Annotated in this window: 17 protein-coding genes; 5 read left to right on the top strand and 12 right to left on the bottom strand. The window is 71.3% G+C overall.

Annotated features, from left to right (window positions below):
* The first annotated feature begins 37 nt into the window (after positions 1–37).
* The 4 genes from BJ971_RS01910 (at position 38) to BJ971_RS01895 (ending at position 5,642) form a co-directional block, all read left to right on the top strand.
* The gene (locus tag BJ971_RS01910) at positions 38–1,465 is read left to right on the top strand and encodes an aldehyde dehydrogenase family protein (RefSeq protein WP_184989046.1); all 1,428 of its coding nucleotides are present in this window, start codon (positions 38–40) and stop codon (positions 1,463–1,465) included.
* A 73-nt stretch (positions 1,466–1,538) separates the two neighbouring features.
* Complete coding sequence (locus BJ971_RS01905) at positions 1,539–2,384, top strand: aldehyde dehydrogenase family protein (protein ID WP_184998578.1); 846 nt, start codon at positions 1,539–1,541, stop codon at positions 2,382–2,384.
* 91 nt (positions 2,385–2,475) lie between these two features.
* Positions 2,476–3,387 (top strand): SatS C-terminal domain-containing protein, encoded by a 912-nt coding sequence (locus tag BJ971_RS01900; RefSeq protein ID WP_184989043.1) that lies wholly within the window; start codon positions 2,476–2,478, stop codon positions 3,385–3,387.
* A gap of 62 nt (positions 3,388–3,449) precedes the next feature.
* A complete protein-coding gene (locus tag BJ971_RS01895; RefSeq protein ID WP_184989040.1) occupies positions 3,450–5,642 on the top strand; it encodes a transposase in 2,193 nt (730 codons plus the stop codon).
* 91 nt (positions 5,643–5,733) lie between these two features.
* Here the strand turns inward: BJ971_RS01895 and BJ971_RS42750 are convergent, their stop codons facing one another.
* The 6 genes from BJ971_RS42750 to BJ971_RS01865 form a co-directional block, all read right to left on the bottom strand.
* Positions 5,734–6,102 (bottom strand): DUF8817 family protein, encoded by a 369-nt coding sequence (locus BJ971_RS42750; protein WP_498368184.1) that lies wholly within the window; start codon positions 6,100–6,102, stop codon positions 5,734–5,736.
* A gap of 64 nt (positions 6,103–6,166) precedes the next feature.
* Positions 6,167–6,754, bottom strand: coding sequence for a GTP-binding protein (locus tag BJ971_RS01885; RefSeq protein ID WP_184998575.1), 588 nt, complete (start codon positions 6,752–6,754; stop codon positions 6,167–6,169).
* Between the two features lies 1 nt (position 6,755).
* Positions 6,756–7,130: a DUF742 domain-containing protein gene (locus tag BJ971_RS01880; protein ID WP_184998576.1), complete on the bottom strand. Its 375-nt coding sequence runs from the start codon at positions 7,128–7,130 to the stop codon at positions 6,756–6,758.
* Between the two features lie 92 nt (positions 7,131–7,222).
* On the bottom strand, positions 7,223–7,627 hold the full coding sequence (locus BJ971_RS01875; RefSeq protein WP_014447580.1) for a roadblock/LC7 domain-containing protein: 405 nt from the start codon (positions 7,625–7,627) through the stop codon (positions 7,223–7,225).
* Positions 7,624–11,274 carry a sensor histidine kinase gene (locus BJ971_RS01870; protein ID WP_184989034.1) on the bottom strand — a complete coding sequence of 1,217 codons (3,651 nt, stop codon included), beginning with the start codon at positions 11,272–11,274 and terminating at the stop codon, positions 7,624–7,626. Before BJ971_RS01870 ends, BJ971_RS01875 begins: the two co-directional genes overlap by 4 nt.
* Positions 11,275–11,719: 445 nt before the next feature.
* Positions 11,720–12,787, bottom strand: a complete 1,068-nt coding sequence (locus BJ971_RS01865; RefSeq protein ID WP_184989031.1) for an adenosine deaminase — start codon at positions 12,785–12,787, stop codon at positions 11,720–11,722.
* Positions 12,788–12,813: 26 nt separating this feature from the next.
* Here BJ971_RS01865 and BJ971_RS01860 point away from each other — a divergent pair, with 26 nt between their 5' ends.
* Entirely contained in the window at positions 12,814–13,620 is an 807-nt protein-coding gene (locus BJ971_RS01860; protein WP_184989029.1) for a putative RNA methyltransferase, read from the top strand.
* Positions 13,621–13,742: 122 nt separating this feature from the next.
* Here the strand turns inward: BJ971_RS01860 and BJ971_RS01855 are convergent, their stop codons facing one another.
* The 6 genes from BJ971_RS01855 to BJ971_RS01830 form a co-directional block, all read right to left on the bottom strand.
* Positions 13,743–14,420 carry a DUF4272 domain-containing protein gene (locus BJ971_RS01855; RefSeq protein ID WP_184989026.1) on the bottom strand — a complete coding sequence of 226 codons (678 nt, stop codon included), beginning with the start codon at positions 14,418–14,420 and terminating at the stop codon, positions 13,743–13,745.
* A 6-nt stretch (positions 14,421–14,426) separates the two neighbouring features.
* Complete coding sequence (locus BJ971_RS01850) at positions 14,427–15,704, bottom strand: thymidine phosphorylase (RefSeq protein WP_184989023.1); 1,278 nt, start codon at positions 15,702–15,704, stop codon at positions 14,427–14,429.
* Positions 15,701–16,414 carry a cytidine deaminase gene (locus tag BJ971_RS01845; protein WP_184989020.1) on the bottom strand — a complete coding sequence of 238 codons (714 nt, stop codon included), beginning with the start codon at positions 16,412–16,414 and terminating at the stop codon, positions 15,701–15,703. The genes BJ971_RS01850 and BJ971_RS01845 overlap by 4 nt, the downstream gene beginning before the upstream one ends.
* Before the next feature lie 54 nt (positions 16,415–16,468).
* Entirely contained in the window at positions 16,469–17,737 is a 1,269-nt protein-coding gene (locus BJ971_RS01840) for an ABC transporter permease (RefSeq protein ID WP_184989018.1), read from the bottom strand.
* A 5-nt stretch (positions 17,738–17,742) separates the two neighbouring features.
* Positions 17,743–18,945: an ABC transporter permease gene (locus BJ971_RS01835; RefSeq protein WP_184998574.1), complete on the bottom strand. Its 1,203-nt coding sequence runs from the start codon at positions 18,943–18,945 to the stop codon at positions 17,743–17,745.
* Positions 18,946–19,073: 128 nt separating this feature from the next.
* Entirely contained in the window at positions 19,074–20,615 is a 1,542-nt protein-coding gene (locus tag BJ971_RS01830) for an ABC transporter ATP-binding protein (protein WP_307837385.1), read from the bottom strand.
* Positions 20,616–20,681 lie beyond the last annotated feature (66 nt).

The following is a 20,681-nucleotide window of genomic DNA, read 5'->3' as shown; positions in this document are numbered from 1 at the left end:
AGACGGCACTGCCGCATTGCAAGGAGTGACCAGCAGGATGTTCGAATACGCCCCGGCGCCCGAGTCCCGCTCGATCGTCGACATCGCACCCTCCTACGGCCTGTTCATCGACGGATCGTTCGTGCCGGCCTCGTCCTCGGGCGGCGTCTTCAAGACCGTCAACCCCGCCTCCGAGGAGGTCCTCGCCGAGATCGCCTCCGCCGGGGCCGACGACGTCGACCTGGCCGTCGCCGCCGCCCGGCGCGCCTTCGGCCCCTGGTCGGCGCTGCCCGGCGCCGAGCGCGCCAAGTACCTCTTCCGGATCGCCCGGATCATCCAGGAGCGCTCCCGCGAGCTGGCCGTGCTCGAGTCCCTCGACAACGGCAAGCCGATCAGGGAGTCCCGCGACGTCGACCTGCCCCTGGTCGCCGCGCATTTCTTCTACTACGCGGGCTGGGCCGACAAGCTGGCGTACGCGGGCTTCGGCCCGGACCCGCGGCCGCTCGGCGTCGCGGCACAGGTGATCCCGTGGAACTTCCCGATGCTGATGCTGGCGTGGAAGATCGCGCCGGCGCTGGCGGCCGGCAACACCGTCGTGCTCAAGCCCGCCGAGACCACGCCGCTGTCGGCGCTCTTCTTCGCGGACATCTGCCGGCAGGCCGACCTGCCGCCCGGGGTCGTCAACATCATCACCGGCGCCGGTGAGACCGGCCGCGCGCTCGTCGAGCACCCCGACGTCAACAAGGTCGCGTTCACCGGCTCGACCGAGGTCGGCCGGCAGATCGCCCGGTCGATCGCGGGCACCCGCAAGCGGCTCACCCTCGAGCTGGGCGGCAAGGCGGCGAACATCGTCTTCGACGACGCGCCGATCGACCAGGCCGTCGAGGGCATCGTCAACGGCATCTTCTTCAACCAGGGGCACGTCTGCTGCGCCGGGTCGCGGCTGCTGGTGCAGGAGTCCGCGTACGACGAGGTGCTCACCGCCCTCAAGCGCCGGATGTCGACGCTGCGGGTCGGCGACCCGCTGGACAAGAACACCGACATCGGCGCGATCAACTCGGCGGAGCAGCTGTCCCGGATCCGCGAGCTGTCGGAGATCGGCGCCGCCGAGGGCGCGGAGCGCTGGTCGCCGCAGTGCGACCTGCCGTCGCAGGGCTTCTGGTTCGCGCCGACCATCTTCACCGGCGTGACCCAGGCGCACCGGATCGCCCGCGAGGAGATCTTCGGGCCGGTGCTGTCGGTGCTGACCTTCCGCACGCCCGACGAGGCGATCGAGAAGGCGAACAACACGCCGTACGGGCTCTCGGCCGGCGTGTGGACCGAGAAGGGCTCGCTGATCCTCGCCATGGCCGACAAGCTGCGCGCGGGCGTGGTGTGGGCCAACACGTTCAACAAGTTCGACCCGACGTCGCCGTTCGGCGGCTACAAGGAGTCCGGTTACGGCCGCGAGGGCGGCCGGCACGGCCTGGAGGCGTACCTTGCCTGAGCCCACTTCCCCGACGAAGGCCACGCGCGCCGCCAAGGCCGCGAAGGCCGGCCGGAAGGCGAAGACCGCCGCCGTGCCGGCGGCCCCGGCCGAGGCGCCCGCCGCCCGGGCCGGCCGGCTGGCCGTGCGCAAGACCTACAAGCTGTACATCGGCGGGGCGTTCCCGCGCAGCGAATCAGGACGGACCTATCTGGTGGACGGCGACAACGTGGCCCTCGCCTCCCGCAAGGACGCCCGCGACGCCGTCATCGCGGCCCGCAAGGCGCAGGCCAAGTGGGGCGGCGCGACGGCGTACAACCGGGGTCAGGTGCTGTACCGGATCGCCGAGATGGTCGAGGCCCGCCGCGACGAGTTCATCGCGCGGGGCGTGCCGGCCGCCGAGGTGGACGCGGCCGTAGACCGCTGGGTCTGGTACGCGGGCTGGTCCGACAAGATCGCCCAGGTGCACGGCGGCGCGAACCCGGTCGCCGGTCCGTTCTTCAACATCTCGGCGCCCGAGCCGACCGGCGTGGTCGGCGTGGTCTCGCCGGCCTCGTTCCTCGGTCTGGTCAGCGTCATCGCGCCCGCCATCGTCACCGGTAACACGGTGGTGGTGCTGGTCAGCGCCCCGCAGGCGGCAGTGACCCTCGCCGAGGTCCTGGCGACCTCGGACCTGCCGGGCGGCGTGGTCAACATCCTCACCGGCCGGCCCGCCGAGACGGCGCCCTGGCTGGCCTCGCACGACGACGTCAACGCGCTCGACCTCACCGGCGTCGCCGACCCGGAACTCGCCGGCGACCTGGAGCGGGCCGCGGCTGGCAGCCTCAAGCGGGTCGTCCGGCCGCCGGTCGACACGCCCGACTTCACCGCCGACCCCGGCCTGCACCCGATGACGGCGCTGCTGGAGACCAAGACGGTGTGGCACCCGAAGGGTTTCTGACCTCGGTCTGCCGCCCCGCAGGGGCGCACACTAAGGTGTGTGCCCAGACTCACCGTCCGAACAGCTCACTTGAACCAACCCGGAGGTCACCGTGACCAGCCAGTCGCCCGAAGAGGGCTCGACGGTCAAGGACGAGAAGGCCGTCGTAAAGGACGACCTCTCCGGCCGTGAGCTGTGGGACGAGGTACGGATCTCGCCTGTCGAGATCGCGATGCCGGGTGGCGTGGGCCTGACCCTGCGCGCCTACCGGCTCGCCTCCGAGCTGACGCCGACCGAGATCGAGGCGGACGAGGACGACCCCTTCGAGGCCCGGGACCGCGCGGCCGCGGCCCGTGCCGCCGAGGAGGAGGGCGTCGACGAGTTCGCGGCGCTGGTCGCCGAGGGCGACTCGGGCACCAAGGCCGGGCGCAAGTCGGACGGGACCGTGACGACCGAGGACGGCGAGGTCGTCGAGGAGCCCGACGCGGCCGACTTCGCCGACGAGCCCGAGGAGGAAGAGGAGGAGTCCCCGGAAGACGAGGAAGTGCCCATCTTCCTCAGCCACCGTGGCAAGCTGCTCACCTTCAAGACCCCCGAATCGCTTACCTCCTTCATCCGTTCGGGTGCTCCGCACGACCTCGCACAGCTCGACACCTGGGCGACCCTCGCCGAGCGGGTACAGTCGTCCGACGTCGACCCCACGCCGGACGACCGCTACGAGTTGGACCTCGTGGTGGAGAATCTGCGCGGCGGGCACGACACGTGGGACCTGCCGCTGCTCATCGCGGCCGGCGAGCTGGCCCGAGACCTGGGCCACGCGCTGCGCTTGAAGCCGGTGATCCTGGCATTGGCGCCGGGTTCGCCACTCGATGACCTGGACGAGTCCCTGCGGTCAGCCGAGAGTGGCGGAATGGGCGGTTTCTTTGGACGCCGGAAGCTTCGTAAAATCGGGGCACAACAGGCGAGTCTGGGCTGGCGATCGATTATCGGCAAGATCTCTGCCGCTGTGGACTGGCGCGACTGACCCCTCAGCAGGGACCATCAGTCCTTGGCCGAAAACAGAGGCCCCGGGAGGAGGACGACGCCGTGGCGCTCGTGCGCGTGTACTGCGGTCTGGCGTCGGCTGATGAGACGGTGCGGACGGCTTCGGCCGGATCGCATCTGACCATCGCCGTGGTGGATGACGCGGGAAGGCTGCTCGGAGTCCACGAGATCAGCGACGACCCGGCGGGCTATGCCCAGCTGGGGACGCTGCTCGTGGAGCGGACGAGCGGGTTCGCGGACGCTGCGGTAGCCGCCGACAGCGACGACCACATGGTCACGTCGCTGCTGACCGCAGCCGGCCGTCCCCTGATAGTGGCCGACGACGACTCGACCGACGACTTCGCCGAGCGATTCGCCGACGACGACTCCGCCGAGGAGATCTCGGCGCCGCCGGCCGCCCGTCGCGCGGTGGGCCTGGCCCGCGCGTTGCAGGCGGGCGCGATCGCGGCCGTCACCATCCCGGCACCCCGCGAGCTGGTGAGCTACAAGCCCATCCTCGCGGCGCACGTGACGATGCTCAACGGCCGGCACGCCGCGGCCAGCGCGCTGCGCGAGGTGCTGCGCGAGCTCTACCCGGCCGCCCTGCGGGCATATCCGGACCCGGCGCACCCGCTGGCCCTTGCCGTGCTGGACGCGCTGCCGGAGCCCGGCCGCCTGACCGGCCGCAGCCACGACGCGGAGCAGGTCGCCGAGGAGGTGGCCGCGGAACTCACCCGCGCCGGTGCCGGCACCGACGACCAGGTCGTCGCCGCCGTCACCGCGCTGGTCGTGGCGATCGGCGAGTCCCCCCGCCGCGGTGGCGTCAACAAGGCGCTGTCACCGGCCGCGGCGGACACCGTCCGGCACGCCATCGGCGCGGTCCGCTCCTGCGACGCCGCGTGCGAGGCGCTCGTCGACACGCTCGTCGCCCGCGCCAGCACCCAGTCCGGCACCGGAGCGGCCGGCCGCCGCCAGGCCGGAGCCCGTCGCGCCGAGGCGGCCGCGGGCCTGCCGGTGCGCACGTCCGACGCGAGGACGGGTCGCCGCAGCCGCCCCGAGCCGCCCGCCGCGAACGGTTCGCCCGTGACGCCGCGCCCCCTGACCAGCCCCCCGGTCGCACCCGAGCCGGTCATGCCGCCGCCGCTGGCGCCGCGACCGGTCACTCCCCCGCCGGTCGCACCGGCCGCGGCCGCGGGCCTGCCGACCCGCATCTCGAACCCGGGTCCGTCCAGCCGTCCCGTCTCGGTTCCGCCGCCCCCGCCGGGGATGACGCCGATCGTGCCGGGCTCGCGCCCGTCCTCGGTCCCGCCGGTGGACACCGGGCAGCCGTTCCGGCCGACGCTGACGAACGCGGCGATGAGCAGCGCCCGCGCCGAGCGGCAGCGCACGGTCATCCCGTCCCGGCCGAACACGCGCACCTCGGCCCCGCCGCCCCCGGCCGCCAACGGCGCGACGGACTACTCGCTGCCGATGCCGGCCCAGCGCGCGCAGGACCTGCCCGAGCCGGGCTCCCGCGCCAACTGGCCGCTCATGAACAGCAGCGACGACGCGGCGGCGGCACCTCCGGCCGCCGCGGTGAGCAGCCCGCCGACCGACGGCCGGGTGCGCCCGCCCTGGCAGGACATGCCGAAGGAGCCGCCGGCGCTGCGCCTCGTCGAGCCGCAGCTCTCCGGCTTGGTCAACACCCCGGCCGACGTCACCGCGGTCGCCGAGCCGCCGCCGCTGCGCCTGGTCGACGACCGGGGCGGCCGCAACGGCCGGGCACCGGCGGCCCGCCGGACGACGCTGACCGCGCTCGACCGCAGCACCACGCCCCCGGTTCCGGCCGAGGGCGACGGTGACCTGCTGATCTTCGCCGCGGCCCGCTCGGCCTGGTTCACCGGCCACGACGAAGAGGCCGCGGACAACCTGGACTGGACGAACGCGAACGACACCGGATGGCGGGCGGCCGAGAAGGCCTCCAGGCCGTCCGTGGCGGCGGAGACGACCGCCGGCCTGCCGAAGCGCGTACCCCAGGCCAACCTGGTGCCCGGCTCACCGCTGCGCGAGGACCGCCCGCTGCGCATCGTCCGCGACGCGGCGAGCATCGCGGCGCACACCACCGGCTACTTCCGGGGCTGGCGCCGCGGGCAGGAGATCGGCGGCTACGCGATCGGTGGCCGCCCGGGCCGCGAGGCGGCCGGTGGCTGGGACTTCAGCCGCGAGGGCGGCACCCAGGCGGAGGAATACCACAACGCGGGCTACCGCAGCAGCTGAGCCGCGGTCCCGGACCGCGTCAAGCATGTAGATCGGCCACGCTCCCGTCGGGAGCGTGGCCGATTTCGATGGTGCCCGGCGGCGCAGACCCTTACAGGGTCGAGGCCAGTTCGGCAGGGGCGGCCAGGGAGGCGCTGAGCCGTTCGCGGGCCTCAGGGGTCAGTGCCACCTGGCCGGCGCGATTCAGCACCGCCTGGGCCGTCTCAGGGTCGCGCAGGGCCAGTGCCGGTTCGGCCCGGTAGACCGGCGCCTCCACGTAGGCGACCGGGTTGTCGGGCGCGTCGGTGCGGCGTTGTCGGGCGCGTCGGTGCGGCGCAGGCCGCCGTCCAGGATCTTCGGCGCCTGCGCGCGGTCGCCGTGTGAGTCGCCGAGGACCACCACGTGTCAGCGCGGACCCGCGAACACCACCGCGGCGCCCAGTCCCGCGGCGTCGTCGCCAACCGGCCGGGGCTTGACGCACGTGAAAAGTCTCCGGGCATGCAAAAGTCCCGCTCTGTCGGCAGAGCGGGACTTTCAGCAGCCTGTCAGGCCGGCGCTACCGCGCGCGAGCGACGCATCGTAAGGACGTACTCGACAAGCGAGATGAGTACGTTCTTCGTCGACTCACGGTTACGGGCGTCGCAGCTCACCACGGGCACGTCGCTGGAGATCGCGAGCGCGTCGCGAACGTCCTGCGCGTTGTGGTACTGCATACCGTCGAAGCAGTTTATGGCGACCAGGTAGGGCAGCCGTCGATGCTCGAAGAAGTCTATGGCGGCGAAGCAGTCGGCGAGCCGACGCGTGTCCACCATGACCACCGCACCGATGGCGCCCCGTACCAGCTCGTCCCACATGAACCAGAACCGTGTCTGGCCAGGTGTGCCGAACAGGTAGAGGATCAGATCCCGGTCGATGCTGATACGGCCGAAGTCCATTGCCACCGTGGTGGTCGTCTTACCCGGCACCTGCCGGTTGTCGTCGACACCCACGCCGGCGGAGGTCATGATCGCCTCAGTGGTCAGCGGGGTGATCTCAGAGACCGACCCCACCAGCGTCGTCTTACCGACACCGAAGCCACCGGCGATGACAATCTTCGCCGATGTCACACGCCCGGCGGCCGGCCGGCGCGACATGTCAGAGCCTGCGAAGTCCACTCAGCACCCTTTCCAGCAGTTCCGTACCCACCGCATCGGACTCATCATCAAGCGATGTCGGCTCGTACACCGCGACAAGACCATCTGTGGCCATGTCCGCGACGATCACTCGAGCCACCCCGAGCGGTAGTTGCATGCGTGCGGCGATTTCTGCCAGCGACTGAACTCTGCCGCCGTCGCACATCGCCGCGATGTACTGGTGTTCGCTCCCGCCCCTGCCCGCTCCCGTGGAACGGCCACGAACGGTGGTCTCGACGAGCGCTTCCAGCGCTATTTCCAGCTTCGGCCGGGTTCGGCCACGGGTCACGGCGTACGGTCTTACCAGCGCGCCGGTCGGCTCATCGCGTTCGGGCAACGTCACCGCTCACCCCATCCCTTGGCCCATAGAAGTGTCTCTTGTAATAAAGCTTTTGGACAGATGCCGGACGGAGCCGACAAACCATCCGTTCAGCCGAGCACTCCGGCCGCGGAGCGCGGCGCGGGAGTGAGCGCTTCGCCGACCCGGTCGACCAGGAGCGCCATCTCGTAGCCCACCTGACCGACGTCACAGCTGCGGGCCGCGAGCACTGCGAACGACGAACCGTCGGAGATCGACATCAGGAAGAGGAACCCGTTGTCCATCTCGACGACCGTCTGCAGCACCGCACCACCCTCGAAGCACCGTGCGGCACCCTGGGTCAGGCTGACCAGGCCGGAGGCGATAGCCGCCAGCTGATCAGCACGGTCGCGCGGCAGGTCCCGCGACGCCGCTAGAAGCAGACCGTCGGCGGAGACCGCGATTGCGTGCGCCACCCCGGGAACGCGGTCGGCAAAGTTGGCAAGCAGCCAACCAAGATCCTGCGTACTTGTCATGCTTCATGCTCCTTGCCAGCCTGCGAGGACTGCTGCCCTCCCGGAGTCTCCTCCGAGTTGGTCGAATTTTCCTTCGTACGACCCCGCTGTACACCGCGATGGTAAGCGGAGAGTAGCCCGCGTACCGCTTCGGGAGTGCGGCGCTGAACGGAGGTCTCGGCCCGGTCGACACCACCCGGGACGAGCTGTGCCATCGGCGTACGGCGCGGAAGGCCGGCCGTCGTCGTCGTATCGACCGGCATCTCGGCGGCCTTGCGGGCCGCCTGCCAGCCGTCGTCGGCAGCGGTCTGCCACGGGTTTGACCCGTTGCCGTTGACCGCACCGCCGGACGAAGCCGCTCCGACGGTGGCCGGGTCCCGATCGCGGGCCGGCTCACGCTCGAACGCGGGATCGCCGTTCAACTTCTCCGGGGAGACGGCCTGCTGAGGCACACCGACCGATCGGGCCGGCTCTCCGGTGGAGAATCGCTGCGTCGTGACCACCGAGTCGGCATCGGCCGGCGGCGCCGACTTCGGTGCCGCGGGCGGCGCCGACTTCGGAGCGACGGGCGCCTGCTGCTTGGCGGTCGCCTGCTGCTTGGCGGGCTTGGCGGGCTCGTTCGGCCGGGCGGTCGTGAACCAGGCCGACTCGAGCTCACGGAAGATCGGCAGCTCCATCGTCTCGTCGGCGAACTGCGCCTTCGAGTCGCCGGCCGCACGCTGACGCGCGGCCGCCTGTGCCGCGGCGATCTGCGCGGCGGCGGTGGCCTGTGCCTCGGCCGCCTGCATCTCCGCGATCTCGTGAGCCGCCGCCGCGGCGGCGGCGGACCGCTCCGCGTCGGACTGCGGCGTCACGTTCTGCGGGTTCATCGGGCGGGCGACCTGCGGCTGCGAGCCGGCCGGGCGGTACCGCGGCAGCTCCGCCGTCATGTCCAGGGCGGCCGAAAGGTTCTCCGGGACGTGCGGCGCGTGGCCCTGGTCGCGATCGGCGGTGACCGGCGGCCAGGCCGGCGGTGCCGAGGCGGCCGACTGCGGCGCGGGTGGCGCCGAGTATGGCCGGTTCTGGGTCGGCGGCGCCGAGGTCGGCGCGCCCTGCACGGGCGGCGACGACACCGGGTGGCCGCCACCGTACTGCGGCATGGGCGGCGCGGAGACCGGCGGGACCGGAGGCGCCGACACCGGCGGCACGAACGGGCTGCGGCCCTGCGTCTCCGGGTGGGACGGCAGCTGACGCGGGATCGTGTGGCCGTACTGGCCGGTGTCCTGCTGGAAGCCGTCGCCGTTGCGGCGCTGCGGTAGGTCGTCGGGGCCGGCGAAGCCCTGCGGGCCCGACTGCGGCTGCGAGTTCGGCAGCGGCGGGATCGGCTCGTTGCTGCGCGGGCCGTGGTAGCCGTTGGCGCCGTTACCGAAGCCGTTGCCGCCGTAGCCGTTGCCGCCGGGCTCGAAGCCGTTGGACGGCGCACCGGTCAGGTCGGACCAGGCGGGCACCGAACGGCCGCCACCGGCGCCGAGCATGCCACCGCCGTGCATCGGCGGGTTCGGGTCGAACGGCCGGCCGGTCGGGTAACCGCCGCGGCCGTTGCCGCCGGACTCGAGCGCCAGCGGCGGCTCGCCGAACGCCGGACGCTGCTGCTCCTGCCCGTAAGGGTGGTTGGGGCCGGACGCCAGGCGCGCGGTCATCGAGGACGAGACCATAACGCTGACCGGCAGGCCGACGTCGGCGACCGTGCCGCGCTCGGTGTCGGCCGGGCGGAGCTCGACCTTGACGCCGTGCCTGTTCGCCAGGCGGGCGACCACGACCAGGCCCATCATGCGGGAGACGGCGACGTCCACCATGGGCGGCTGGGCCAGACGCTCGTTGAGGTCACGCAGCTGCTCGCGGCTGATGCCGATGCCACGGTCCTCGACCGAGAGCACCGCGCCGTCGCCCAGGCGCCGGGCCTCGACGATGACGTGCGAGTTCGGCGGCGAGAACGCGGTCGCGTTGTCGAAGAGCTCGGCGACCAGGTGGACCATGTCGTTGACCGCGTGAGCGGACACCTCGATGTCCCGGTCGATCATGCCGAACTCGATGCGCGTGTAGTGCTCGACCTCGGACTGCGCGGCGCGGAGCACGTCGATCAGGGCGGCGGGCTCGCGCTGCACACGGGTCGAGTCGGCGCCGGCGAGAACCAGGAGGTTTTCGTCGTTACGGCGCATTCGGGTGGCCAGGTGGTCGAGCTGGAAGAGCTCGGCCAGCCGGTCCGGGTCCTCCTCGCCGCGCTCGAGCCGGTCGAGGTGGCCGATGAGCCGGTCGACCAGGATCTGCGAACGACGGGCGAGGTTGACGAACATCGTCGCGACCGACGACCGCAGGGCGGCCTGCTCGGCGGCGGTGCGGACGGCCTCGAGGTGAACCGCGTTGAAGGCCTCGGTCACCTGCCCGAACTCGTCCCGGCTGCGCACCGGCAGTGGCTCGGCTACCTGGTCGGCTACCTGGGCCGGGGTCAGTGAGCCGGTCAGTGCCGGGTCTCTCAGCCGCTCGACCGCCTGGGGCAGGCCGAACTGGGCGACGTTGAGCGCACCCTGGCGCAGTTCGCGCAGGGAGCGGGCCATCGAGCGGGCGACCAACCAGGCGAACGCGATGGCCAGCAGGAGCATGCCGAGCAGGATGCTGGTCTCGATGAAGACCCGGGTCTGCACGTCATCGCGGATCTCGGTTGCCTGCTCGACGATCTGCTTGTCGAGCCTGTTCTCCACGCTGCGGAACAGGTCGTTGTAGCCGATCATCGCGGTTTCCCACTGCTCGCGGTTGAACGCGATGTCCCTTGACCGGTCGGGGCTGAGGCCCTGGAGCGGACCGGTCAGGTTGGTGGCGGCACGCAGCGCCGGGCCGTTGACGACGCGGTCGAAGAGTGCCTCTTCGTCGTCGGTCGCGACCTCACGCATCGAGCTCTTGGCGATCTGGAAGCCGGTGTCGGTGACCAGCATGTCGCGGCGCAGGGCCGGGGTGAAGTTGCCTTCACCGAGGACCTCGAGGCCGACGTCGCGCTGGCGGGCGATGTAGTCCTTGGCCCGGGCCACCGCGGCGACCACCCGGAGGCGGTTACTCAGTGTGGTGTCCTGGGCGAGCTGTGCCGAGGCGTCGCGGACGTTGAGCAGGTCCTCGATCAGCGGGTCGTAGTTGCCCTTGATGTCCTTGAGCCGGAAGTTCGAGTTCGCCGTCTGGCTCCGGATGGAGGGCAGTTCCTCAAGGTTGCGGTCGAGGCGCAGCAGCAGGATCGACACCTGCGGCGGCAGGTCGTCGAGTGCGGCCTTCTGCTGCGAGTAGGGCAGCTTGGCCGCATCCACCTTGGGATGTTCACGCGTGTAGGCCAGATTTGCGGCATCCCGCTCCGCTGACTTGGGCTGCGTGGTCGCGATCATCACGCCGAAGGCACGTTCGTTCTGCAGGTGATCGACGAGACCACCGGCGGCCTGCGACAGCACCGAAAGGGTGCGTGCACGCTCGGCGTCGCTGGCCTCATTGATGTGGTCGATCAGGCCGCTGGTGCCGACGATGACCGTCGCCAGAGTAGGCACGAGCATGATGAGCCCGAGCTTCGACCAGATCGGCAGATCCCGCAGCCGGCCGGCCGGCCGGCGGAGACGCGACATGACAGCGTTCGCCGTCTTGGGGCGCTTGCTCACGTCACCGTCCTCCTGATTCGGACCCGGCATTCGGATCGCCGGGCACCGCACACGGCCGACTCACCGGTCGGGCCCCCGAGATTCCATCACGACGAGTCTCAAAGAGAAAGAGCAGCCTGACCCGGACCGTTTGTGTGATGCGATGTTGCGTCCGAAGAGTTGGACATCGCCGGTCGGTCATCACTGCTCGTATATGGCGCATCTCTTAAAGTCACTCGCTTGGGACGACGCCACGGGGATCCCGCACACGCCGCTCCGGCCCGATCCAGCATCAATCGCGGCAGGACAGACGATGGCTCGCCGCCGCGCCAACGGCAAGGCAAGATGCCGGATTGTGCAGTGTTTGAGACAGCAATCTGACCGAAAGGATGAGGCGGCTGACCGAATCGGTAGTTTCGTGGGACGAAGGTACGGACGTGTCGCCAATGCCGCTTTAAAACGGACTTCAGGCCAACAACTTCGCGTAAGCCGGCTTGATCACGTCGGTGATGATCGCCAGCCGCTCGTCGTACGGGATGAAGGCGGACTTCATCGCGTTGATCGTGAGCCACTGGAGTTCACTCCAGCCCCACCCGAACGCCTCGACGAGCAGCGCCATCTCCTTCGACATCGACGTGCCGCTCATCAGCCGGTTGTCGGTGTTGACGGTGACCCGGAACCGGAGATCGTGCAGCAGCCCGATCGGGTGCTCGGCGATCGAGGGCGCCGCGCCGGTCTGCACGTTGGACGACGGGCACAGCTCGAGCGGGATGCGCTTGTCGCGCACGTAGGACGAGAGCCGGCCAAGGCTCGTGCCGACGATGTCGTCCACGATCCGCACGCCGTGCCCCAGCCGGTCGGCGCCGCACCACTGGATGGCCTGCCAGATCGACGGCAGCCCGAAGGCCTCGCCGGCGTGGATGGTGAAGTGGAAGTTCTCCCGCTGGAGGTACTCGAAGGCGTCGAGGTGCCGGGTGGGCGGGAAGCCCGCCTCCGCGCCCGCGATGTCGAAGCCCACCACCCCGGTGTCGCGGCACCGCACGGCCAGCTCGGCGATCTCCTGCGACCGGGCGGCGTGCCGCATCGCGGTCAGCAGCGTGCCGATCCGGATCTGGTTGCCCTGTGTGGCCGCCTCGGCGCAGCCGTCCCGGAAGCCGGCGTGCACCGCCTCGACGACCGCGTCCAGGCTCAGGCCGCGCTCCAGGTGCTGCTCGGGCGCGTAACGCACCTCGGCGTAGACGACGCCGTCGGCGGCGAGGTCGAGGGCGCACTCTCGGGCGACGCGGTGCAGACCCTCCTCGGTCTGCATGACCGCGACGGTGTGCGCGAACGTCTCCAGGTAGCGTTCCAGCGACCCCGAGTCGGCCGCGGCGACGAACCACTCGCCCAGCCGCTCCGGATCGTCCTCGGGGAGTCGATGCCCCGCCTTGGCGGCGAGCTCCACGATCGTCGCGGGCCGCAGCCCACCGTCGAGGTGGTCGTGCAGCAGGGCCTTCGGGGCCTGGACGATGTCGGCGTGGGAGATGGCGACCATCACCAGATGCTAGTAGGAAGCACCGAATGATCGACGGAGCATTGCCGTACCTGCGGTGTCCGGTGTGCGGCGAGCCGCTGAACCGGGCCGATCGGAGCCTGCGCTGCCCACGCGGGCACGGCTTCGACATCGCGCGGCAGGGCTACGTGAACCTCACGGCGGGCCGGTCGCCCCATTCGGGCGACACGGTCGAGATGATCGCGGACCGCGAGACCTTCCTGGCGGCGGGCCACTACGACTTCATCGCGGCCGCGCTGGCCGGGACGGTACGCCCGGGCGACGGCCTGGTCCTCGACGCGGGTACGGGCACCGGCCACTACCTCGCCCGCGTCCTCGACGCCCTGCCGGGCACCCCCGGCCTGGGCATCGACGTCTCCAAGCCCGCCCTGCGCCGCGCCGCCCGCGCGCACCCCAGGGCCGGCGCCGCCCTGGCCGACCTGTGGCGCCCGCTACCGCTGCGCGACGCCGCCGCCTCGATACTGATCAACGTCTTCGCCCCCCGCAACGGCCCGGAGTTCCGCCGCGTCCTGCACCAGGACGGCCTGCTCCTGGTCGTCACCCCGGCACCCGACCACCTGGCCGAACTGATCGACGCCTACGGCCTGATCAGCGTCGACCCGGAGAAGACCGCCCGAGTCACCGAATCCCTCGGCCCCTCTTTCCGCGAGCAGGGCACCACCACCCTGCGCCACTCCATGCACCTGACCGCCGCAGAGACCCGAACCCTGATCGGCATGACCCCGAGCGCCCGCCACCTCGAAGTCCAGGACATCGAGGCCTCGGAGATCACGGCGACGGCCGCGGTGAACCTGACTCTCTACGGCCCGGCGTAGCCGGCCGTAGTCATCCACTCACGCAGCCGGCAGGGAGCGCAGCGACCGGTCTCGGCGGGAGCGACGGTCAGCACCATGCAACCAGGCACGACACGGTCCTGACCTTGATCTTGATCGTGCTCTCACACCGAGAGATCGACTTCTTCCCACCCGGGCGGCGCCTCGTGGTAGGGGCCCGAAAAAACAACCGCCCACTCCAGCCCCCACCTCCGCTGGCCGATGGCGTTGGCGTCCACCTCGCCCGGCAGCCATCCCCCGACCCGGCCCGCCTCCTGGAACGCCCAGTCCAGGCAGTAGTAGAGATCCAGCAGCACGGCGGCCTCGATCGCGTCCCGGGGCGCGACCAGCGACCGCGACCGCCACTCGGAGAACGACTCCCCGCCCGGCAGGTCCGGCATCTGCTGCATCAGCCGCTCCTCCGGCGGCACCGTCGGATCGAGGTGCCGGCTCAGGCCGAGCAGCCAGGCCAGGGCGAAGACCGCGTCGTGGTGCAGCACGAACGAGCGGTGGTCGCCCTTGCCGCCCGCCACGAACTGCCACTCCGGGGGCGTCACGAAGTCCACCAGGTGCGAGCCGAGCAGCCAGCTCATGGCCGTCTCCGTCGGCATGCCGAAGCAGCGCGCCACCACCACGTGCAGCACCGCCGCCCGGGCCTCTATCTCACCGGTCGCGCGCAGCGCCACGCCGTCACCCGGCTCCCAGACCAGCGGGAATGCCGGCGGTGGCAGTGGCAGTCCCAGCCTGTCGAGCTCGTCCAGGCTGGCATCGCGCACCGCTCGGGGATCGGGGGCGACCTTCATGACCGCTCAGGCTATGCGGTCGATGAGCAGAGGCGTAGGGGCGGGCGCCCGCTGTCCTATCCGGATCGCGCCGTCGGCCGCCGCGCGCGCGGCGGCGATCCTTGACCCGTCATCGGTACGGAGTTCGAGCAGCGGGTCGCCGGCGCGGACGGTGTCGCCGGGCCGGACCTTGAGCATGATGCCCGCGCCGAAGCTGACCGGATCCTCCTTGCGGGCCCGGCCGGCGCCGAGCCGCCAGGCGGCCAGGCCGATGTCCAGCGCGTCGATGCTCTCGATAACGCCGTCGGCGCCCGCGCGCAGCACCTCGGTCTCCCGGGCGGTGGGCAGCGGCGCGTCCGGGTCGCCGCCCTGTGCGCGGATCATCGCCTTCCACGAGTCCATCGCGGCGCCGGACTCCAGGGCCTTCGCCGGGTCGACGTCCAGGCCTGCCGCGGCAAGCATCTCCCGGGCCAGGGCGAGCGTCAGCTCGACCACGTCCGCGGGGCCGCCGCCGGCCAGCACCTCGAGGGACTCCTCGACCTCGATGGCGTTGCCGACGGCCAGGCCGAGCGGCGTGTTCATGTCGGTGAGCAGCGCGACCGTGCGCACGCCGTGCGCGCCGCCCAGCTCGACCATCGTGCGCGCCAGCTCGCGGGCCATGCCGACGTCCTTCATGAACGCGCCCGTGCCGACCTTGACGTCCAGCACCAGCGCGCCGGTACCCTCGGCGATCTTCTTGCTCATGATCGAGCTGGCGATCAGCGGGATGGCCTCGACGGTGCCGGTGACGTCGCGCAGCGCGTACAGCTTGCGGTCGGCCGGCGCGAGGCCGTCGCCGGCGGCGCAGATGACCGCGCCGACGCCCTGTAGCTGCCGGACGAACTCGTCGTTGCTCAGCGTCGCCCGCCAGCCGGGCACCGACTCGAGCTTGTCCAGGGTGCCGCCGGTGTGCCCGAGGCCGCGGCCGGAGAGCTGCGGCACCGCCGCGCCGCACGCGGCGACCAGCGGCGTGAGCGGCAGCGTGATCTTGTCGCCGACGCCGCCGGTGGAGTGCTTGTCGACGGTCGGGCGGGACACCGCGGACAGGTCCAGCCGCTCGCCGCTGGCGATCATCGCGGCGGTCCACCGGGCGATCTCCGCGGCCGTCATCCCGCGCAGCAGGATGGCCATGGCGAGCGCGGACATCTGCTCGTCGGCGACGACGCCCTTGGTGTACGCGTCGACGACCCAGTCGATCTGCGCGTCGGACAGCGTCAGCCCATCCCGCTTCGCCCTGATCACGTCAACAGCAGCGAACTCGCTCATGACTGCTCCCACCTCGTACCGATGCCTTCCGGCGGTTCACCCTCGCCGGCCCAGGACAGGCCACCGTCGGCGTCCACCACCACGATCCTCGGTGTGCGGGTGAGTGCCCACGCCACCGCGCCCGCGGCCGTCGGGAAGATGGGGCCCTCCTCGAGGATGCCCTTCTCCGCGTCGATCTCGTCCGGGCTGCCGGCGGAACGCTCCCAGTAGCCCGTCCAGACCTGCTCGCCGCCGGAGAGGTCGGGGTGCACGAAGACGGTGCCGCGGCCGCGCCACTTGGCCAGCTGCGGCGGCACGGCCGGCACCGCGGACGGCCCGGTGACCTTCTCGATGTCGTCCGGGCCGAACGCGTTCGGCAGCAGCTGGGCCAGCGTCAACGGCCGGGGCAGCGCCTCGACCAGGCACTCGGCGCCGCCGTGCTCATAGAGCAGCTGCCGGCAGCGCCCGCAGGGCATCAGCGGAAGGCCGTTGGCGTCGACGCAGGACAGCGCGACCAGCCGGCCCCCGCCGGTGGCGTGCAGCGAGCTGACCAGCCCGCACTCGGCGCAGAGGCCGATGCCGTACGAGGCGTTCTCGACGTTGCAGCCGACCACCACCCGGCCGTCGTCGACGAGCGCGGCCACACCCACCGGAAAGTCGGAGTAGGGCGCGTAGGCGTGCCGCATGGCCTCGATGGCGGCCGCCCGCAGCGCGGGCCAGTCGATCTCCATGCCGCCGATTCTGCACCACCACCGATCCAGCCTGATGCGGCTCCCCTGAACGGGCTAGCTCTTCACGTAGGGCTGGCCGTCCGCGGCGGGCGCGCGTACGCGGCCGACCAGGCCCGCCACCGCCACGATCGTCGCGAGGTACGGCAGCATGTTCAGGAACTGGCTCGGCACCGAACTGCCCGCCACGCTCAGGTACGTCGCCAGCTTCTGGGTGAAGCCGAAGAACAGCGCCGCGCCCAGCGCGCCGAACGGGGTCCAGCGGCCGAAGATCAGCGCCGCCAGGGCGATGAAGCCCGCGCCCGCCGTCATGTTCTTGTTGAAGCTGCCCGTCGCCACCAGGGTGAAGTACGCGCCGCCCGCGCCGGCGATCAGGCCGCCCATCAGCACGTTGACGTACCGCAGGCCGCGTACCCGGATGCCGACCGTGTCGGCCGCGGTCGGGTGCTCGCCGACCGCCCGGGTGCGCAGGCCCCAGCGGGTCCGGGAGAGCCCGAAGTGGATCACGAAGACCAGGATCAGCGCGAGCCAGACCAGCAGGTTCGCCTCGAACAGCACCGGGCCGATGACCGGGATGTCGGACAGGACGGGGATGCTCCACTCGGGCATCCGCGGCGGCTCGTTGTACGACTGCGCCTCGGGCTGCATGAGCCGCTCGTAGAGGAAGCCGGTGATGCCCACCGCCAGCAGGTTGAGCACGATGCCGACCACGACCTGGTCCACCAGGTAGCGGATCGCCAGCACCGCGAGGATCGCCGCGATGATCAGGCCGCCGATGGCCGCGCTGAACAGGCCAAGCCAGACGCTCGTCGCCATCGTGCCGACCAGGGCCGCGCCGAACGCGCCCATCAGGAACTGGCCCTCGATGGCCACGTTGACTACGCCGGAGCGCTCGCCGAGCACGCCCGCCAGGGCACCCAGCAGCAGCGGCACCGCCAGTTCGAGCGTGCCGCTCGCCGTGTCGACGAGCGGCAGGAACTTGCCCGCCACCTGCCAGCACAGGAACGACAGCACGAAGCCGAGGATGCCGAGGCTGAGCACCAGCGTCTGCTGCCGGCGTGCCACGCCCGCCAGCAGCACCGCGCCGGCGCCGAGCGCGACCAGGCCGAACAGGATCGCGCCGAACTGCCCGTCGATGGAGAGCGCGGCGCCCTCGGCGTCCTCGCTCAGGGTGAAGCGTGCGGCCTCGGACGGCGCGAGCGGGCCGAAGACCCCGATCGCCACCAGGCCGAGCAGCACCAGCGCGGCACCGAGCCGCCGCTGGCGGTCCCAGAACCGCTTCGGGGCCGTGGCCTCCGTCAGCTCCTCCACTGTCGCCGTCGACACCGGGGTCACCAGCCCTTCGCCATCGATGCGCCGAGCCGCGCGGAGCGCGCCGCTCGCAGGTGGAAGATCGCCTTCACCAGGGCCGGTGCGGCGATGAAGATGACGATCAGCGCCTGTAGCACCGTCACCAGCTCCAGGGAGATGCCCGAGAACGACTGCATCCGGTTGCCGCCGGCGCGCAGCGCGCCGAAGAGGATCGCGGCGAGCAGCGTGCCCCACGGCCGGTTGCGGCCGAGCAGGGCGACGAGCAGGCCGTCGAAGCCGATGTTGCCGGCCACCTGGGTGGTCAGGGCGTGTGCCGTGCCGAGCACCTGGGTGGCGCCGCCGAGGCCGGCGAGGCCGCCGGCCGCGACCATGAGCAGCGTGTAGGTCCTGCCGACGCTGATGCCGGCGGTCTTCGCGGCGGCCGGGTTGGCGCCGACGGCGCGCAGCTCGAAGCCGAACGACGAGCGGTTGAGCAGCCAGGCGACCGCGGCCGTGGTGAGCACCGCGAGCACGATGCCCAGGTTGACCCGGAGCTCACCGCCGACACTCGACAGCTGCGCGGAGGAGTCGACCGGCTCGCTGATGGCGTCGCTGCGGCCGGTGGCCTGGATGCCCTTCTGGAGGATCAGCCAGCTCAGGAACAGGTTGGCCGTGTAGTTCAGCATGATCGTGACGATGACCTCGTGCGCACCGGTCCGGGCCTTGAGGATGCCCGGCACGAAGCCCCACAGCGCGCCGCCGAGCAGGCCGGCGGCGAGCGCGGCGAGCAGGTGGATCACCGGCGGCAGCGGCAGCAGGAATCCGGCCAGCGCGGCGAAGATCGTGCCGATGATCGCCTGGCCCTGGCCACCGATGTTGAAGAGGCCACCGCGGAACGCCAGCGCCACCGAGAGGCCGGTGAAGACCAGCGGTGCCGCGTAGGTAAGCGTCTCCGAGATCGGGAAGAACACCTGCTTCAGGGTCCCGGTGCCGTTCGCCCAGGCCTCGATGGCCGCCGGGTCGACGATCGCGCCCTTGAAAAGGTCCGCGTACGCGTTGCTGACGGCGTCCCAGCTGGCGTTGATGGCGTCGGCCGGGCGGGCGGTCAGGTACGAGAACGTCTCCAGCACCGCGGGGTCGGAAACGATGATCAGGATCGCGCCGATGAGCAGCGCCAGCACGATGGAGAGCACCGTGACCGTGACCGTGTTCGCGGACCACAGGTTGTGCAGGAAGTGACTCATGAACGAGTCGCCGTCGCCGGGCTTCTCCTTGCCGGCAGCGGCGGCGGGCGCGCTCTTGGCGTCCGTGGCCGGCTCGGTGGCCGGCTCGTCGGCAGGCGGCTTCGGAGCGCCGACCGGTCCGTCCGTGGTCACTTGGTCCCCTTCTCTGCAACCCCGTCGCCGTCGGTGTCGTCCGCGGCCGGTTTCGGCTCCGCGGCCGGCGTGGGCACGACCGCGTCCGGATCGGTGATGCCGGCCATCAGCAGGCCGATCTCCTCGCGCGGCGTGTCCGGGGAGACGATCGCCAGGATCCGGCCGCGGTACATGACCGCGATCCGGTCGGCGAGCCCCACGACCTCGTCCAGCTCGCTGGAGACCACCAGCACGGCAGTGCCGACGTCCCGCTCGTGCACGATCCGGCCGTGGATGAACTCGATCGAGCCGACGTCCACGCCGCGGGTCGGCTGCGACGCGATGAACAGCCGCAGCGGCCGGGACAGCTCCCGGGCCACGACCACCTTCTGCTGGTTACCGCCGGACAGCGTGCTCACCGCCGCGTCGGGCGACGAGGTACGGATGTCGAACTGCTCGACCCGCTCGCGCGCCGCCGACGCGACGGCGGCCGGGTTGAGCCGGAACGCGTTGCCGTACGGCGCCCGGTCGTACTGGTCGAGCACCAGGTTCTCCGCGACGGAGAACTCCTTGACCACGCCGTCGAGGCTGCGGTCCTCCGGCACGTAGCCGATGCCGGAGCGCAGGATCCGCTTGGTGGACATCTTGGTCAGGTCCTCGTTGTCGACCGTGATCTCGCCGCCGCGCGGCTGGCGCAGGCCCATCACGGCCTCGACGAGTTCGGTCTGCCCGTTGCCCTGTACGCCGGCGATGCCGAGCACCTCACCGGCGCGCACGACCAGGTCGACGCCGTCGACGGCGCGCACGCCGCGGTCGTCGTCCACGATCAGGCTGGAGATCTTGAGAACCTCCCGGCCCGGCTCGGACGGCGCCTTGTTGACCTCGAGGCTGACCGCGCGGCCGACCATCAGGGCGGCGAGCTCGTCCTCAGGGGTCTGCGGTGAGGCGGTGCCGACGGTCTGCCCGCGCCGGATCACGGTGATCCGGTCGGCGATCGCCTTTACCTCTTTGAGCTTGTGGGTGATGAAGACGATGGACTTGCCGGCGGAGGCGAGCCCGCGCATGACCGTGAGCAGCTCCTCGGTCTCCTGCGGGGTCAGCACCGCGGTCGGCTCGTCGAGGATGAGCAGGTCGACGTCGCGGGTCAGCGCCTTGACGATCTCGACGCGCTGCTGCGCGCCGACCGGCAGGTTCTCGACCAGGGCGTCGGGGTCGACCGGCAGGCCGTACCGCTGGGAGACCTCGATGACCTCGCGCCGGGCCCGGCGGCGGTCCAGGAAGCCGACCCGGGTCTTCTCCGCGCCCAGCGCGATGTTCTCCGCGACGGTGAAGACGGGTACGAGCATGAAGTGCTGGTGGACCATGCCGATGCCGGCGGCGATGGCGTCGCGGGGGCTACGGAAGGTCCGCGCCTCGCCGTCGACGAGGATCTCGCCCTCGTCGGGCTGGAGCAGCCCGTAGAGCTGGTTCATGAGGGTGGACTTGCCCGCGCCGTTCTCGCCGAGGAGGGCATGCACCTCGCCGGGCTCGACGGTCAGGTCGATGTGGTCGTTGGCCACCAGGTCGCCGAAGCGCTTGGTGATGCCGCGCAGTTCGAGTCTCAGCGGAATCTCCTGCAGACGAGT

It is taken from the genome of Amorphoplanes digitatis (assembly GCF_014205335.1).
GTDB classification, from domain to species: Bacteria; Actinomycetota; Actinomycetes; order Mycobacteriales; family Micromonosporaceae; genus Actinoplanes; species Actinoplanes digitatus.
Note: the sequence above shows the minus strand (reverse complement) of the source record. Positions and strands in the feature narration are given on the sequence as shown.

What these genes read in the sequence shown, in the direction of transcription:
- BJ971_RS01835 (WP_184998574.1), bottom strand. Translation starts at nt 18,945, where the DNA reads ATGAGTCACTTCCTGCACAACCTGTGGTCCGCGAACACGGTCACGGTC.
- BJ971_RS01875 (WP_014447580.1), bottom strand. Translation starts at nt 7,627, where the DNA reads ATGACAAGTACGCAGGATCTTGGTTGGCTGCTTGCCAACTTTGCCGAC.
- BJ971_RS01845 (WP_184989020.1), bottom strand. Translation starts at nt 16,414, where the DNA reads ATGGAGATCGACTGGCCCGCGCTGCGGGCGGCCGCCATCGAGGCCATG.
- BJ971_RS01850 (WP_184989023.1), bottom strand. Translation starts at nt 15,704, where the DNA reads ATGAGCGAGTTCGCTGCTGTTGACGTGATCAGGGCGAAGCGGGATGGG.
- BJ971_RS01865 (WP_184989031.1), bottom strand. Translation starts at nt 12,787, where the DNA reads ATGGTCGCCATCTCCCACGCCGACATCGTCCAGGCCCCGAAGGCCCTG.
- BJ971_RS01885 (WP_184998575.1), bottom strand. Translation starts at nt 6,754, where the DNA reads ATGTCGCGCCGGCCGGCCGCCGGGCGTGTGACATCGGCGAAGATTGTC.
- BJ971_RS01855 (WP_184989026.1), bottom strand. Translation starts at nt 14,420, where the DNA reads ATGAAGGTCGCCCCCGATCCCCGAGCGGTGCGCGATGCCAGCCTGGAC.
- BJ971_RS01910 (WP_184989046.1), top strand. Translation starts at nt 38, where the DNA reads ATGTTCGAATACGCCCCGGCGCCCGAGTCCCGCTCGATCGTCGACATC.
- BJ971_RS01860 (WP_184989029.1), top strand. Translation starts at nt 12,814, where the DNA reads ATGATCGACGGAGCATTGCCGTACCTGCGGTGTCCGGTGTGCGGCGAG.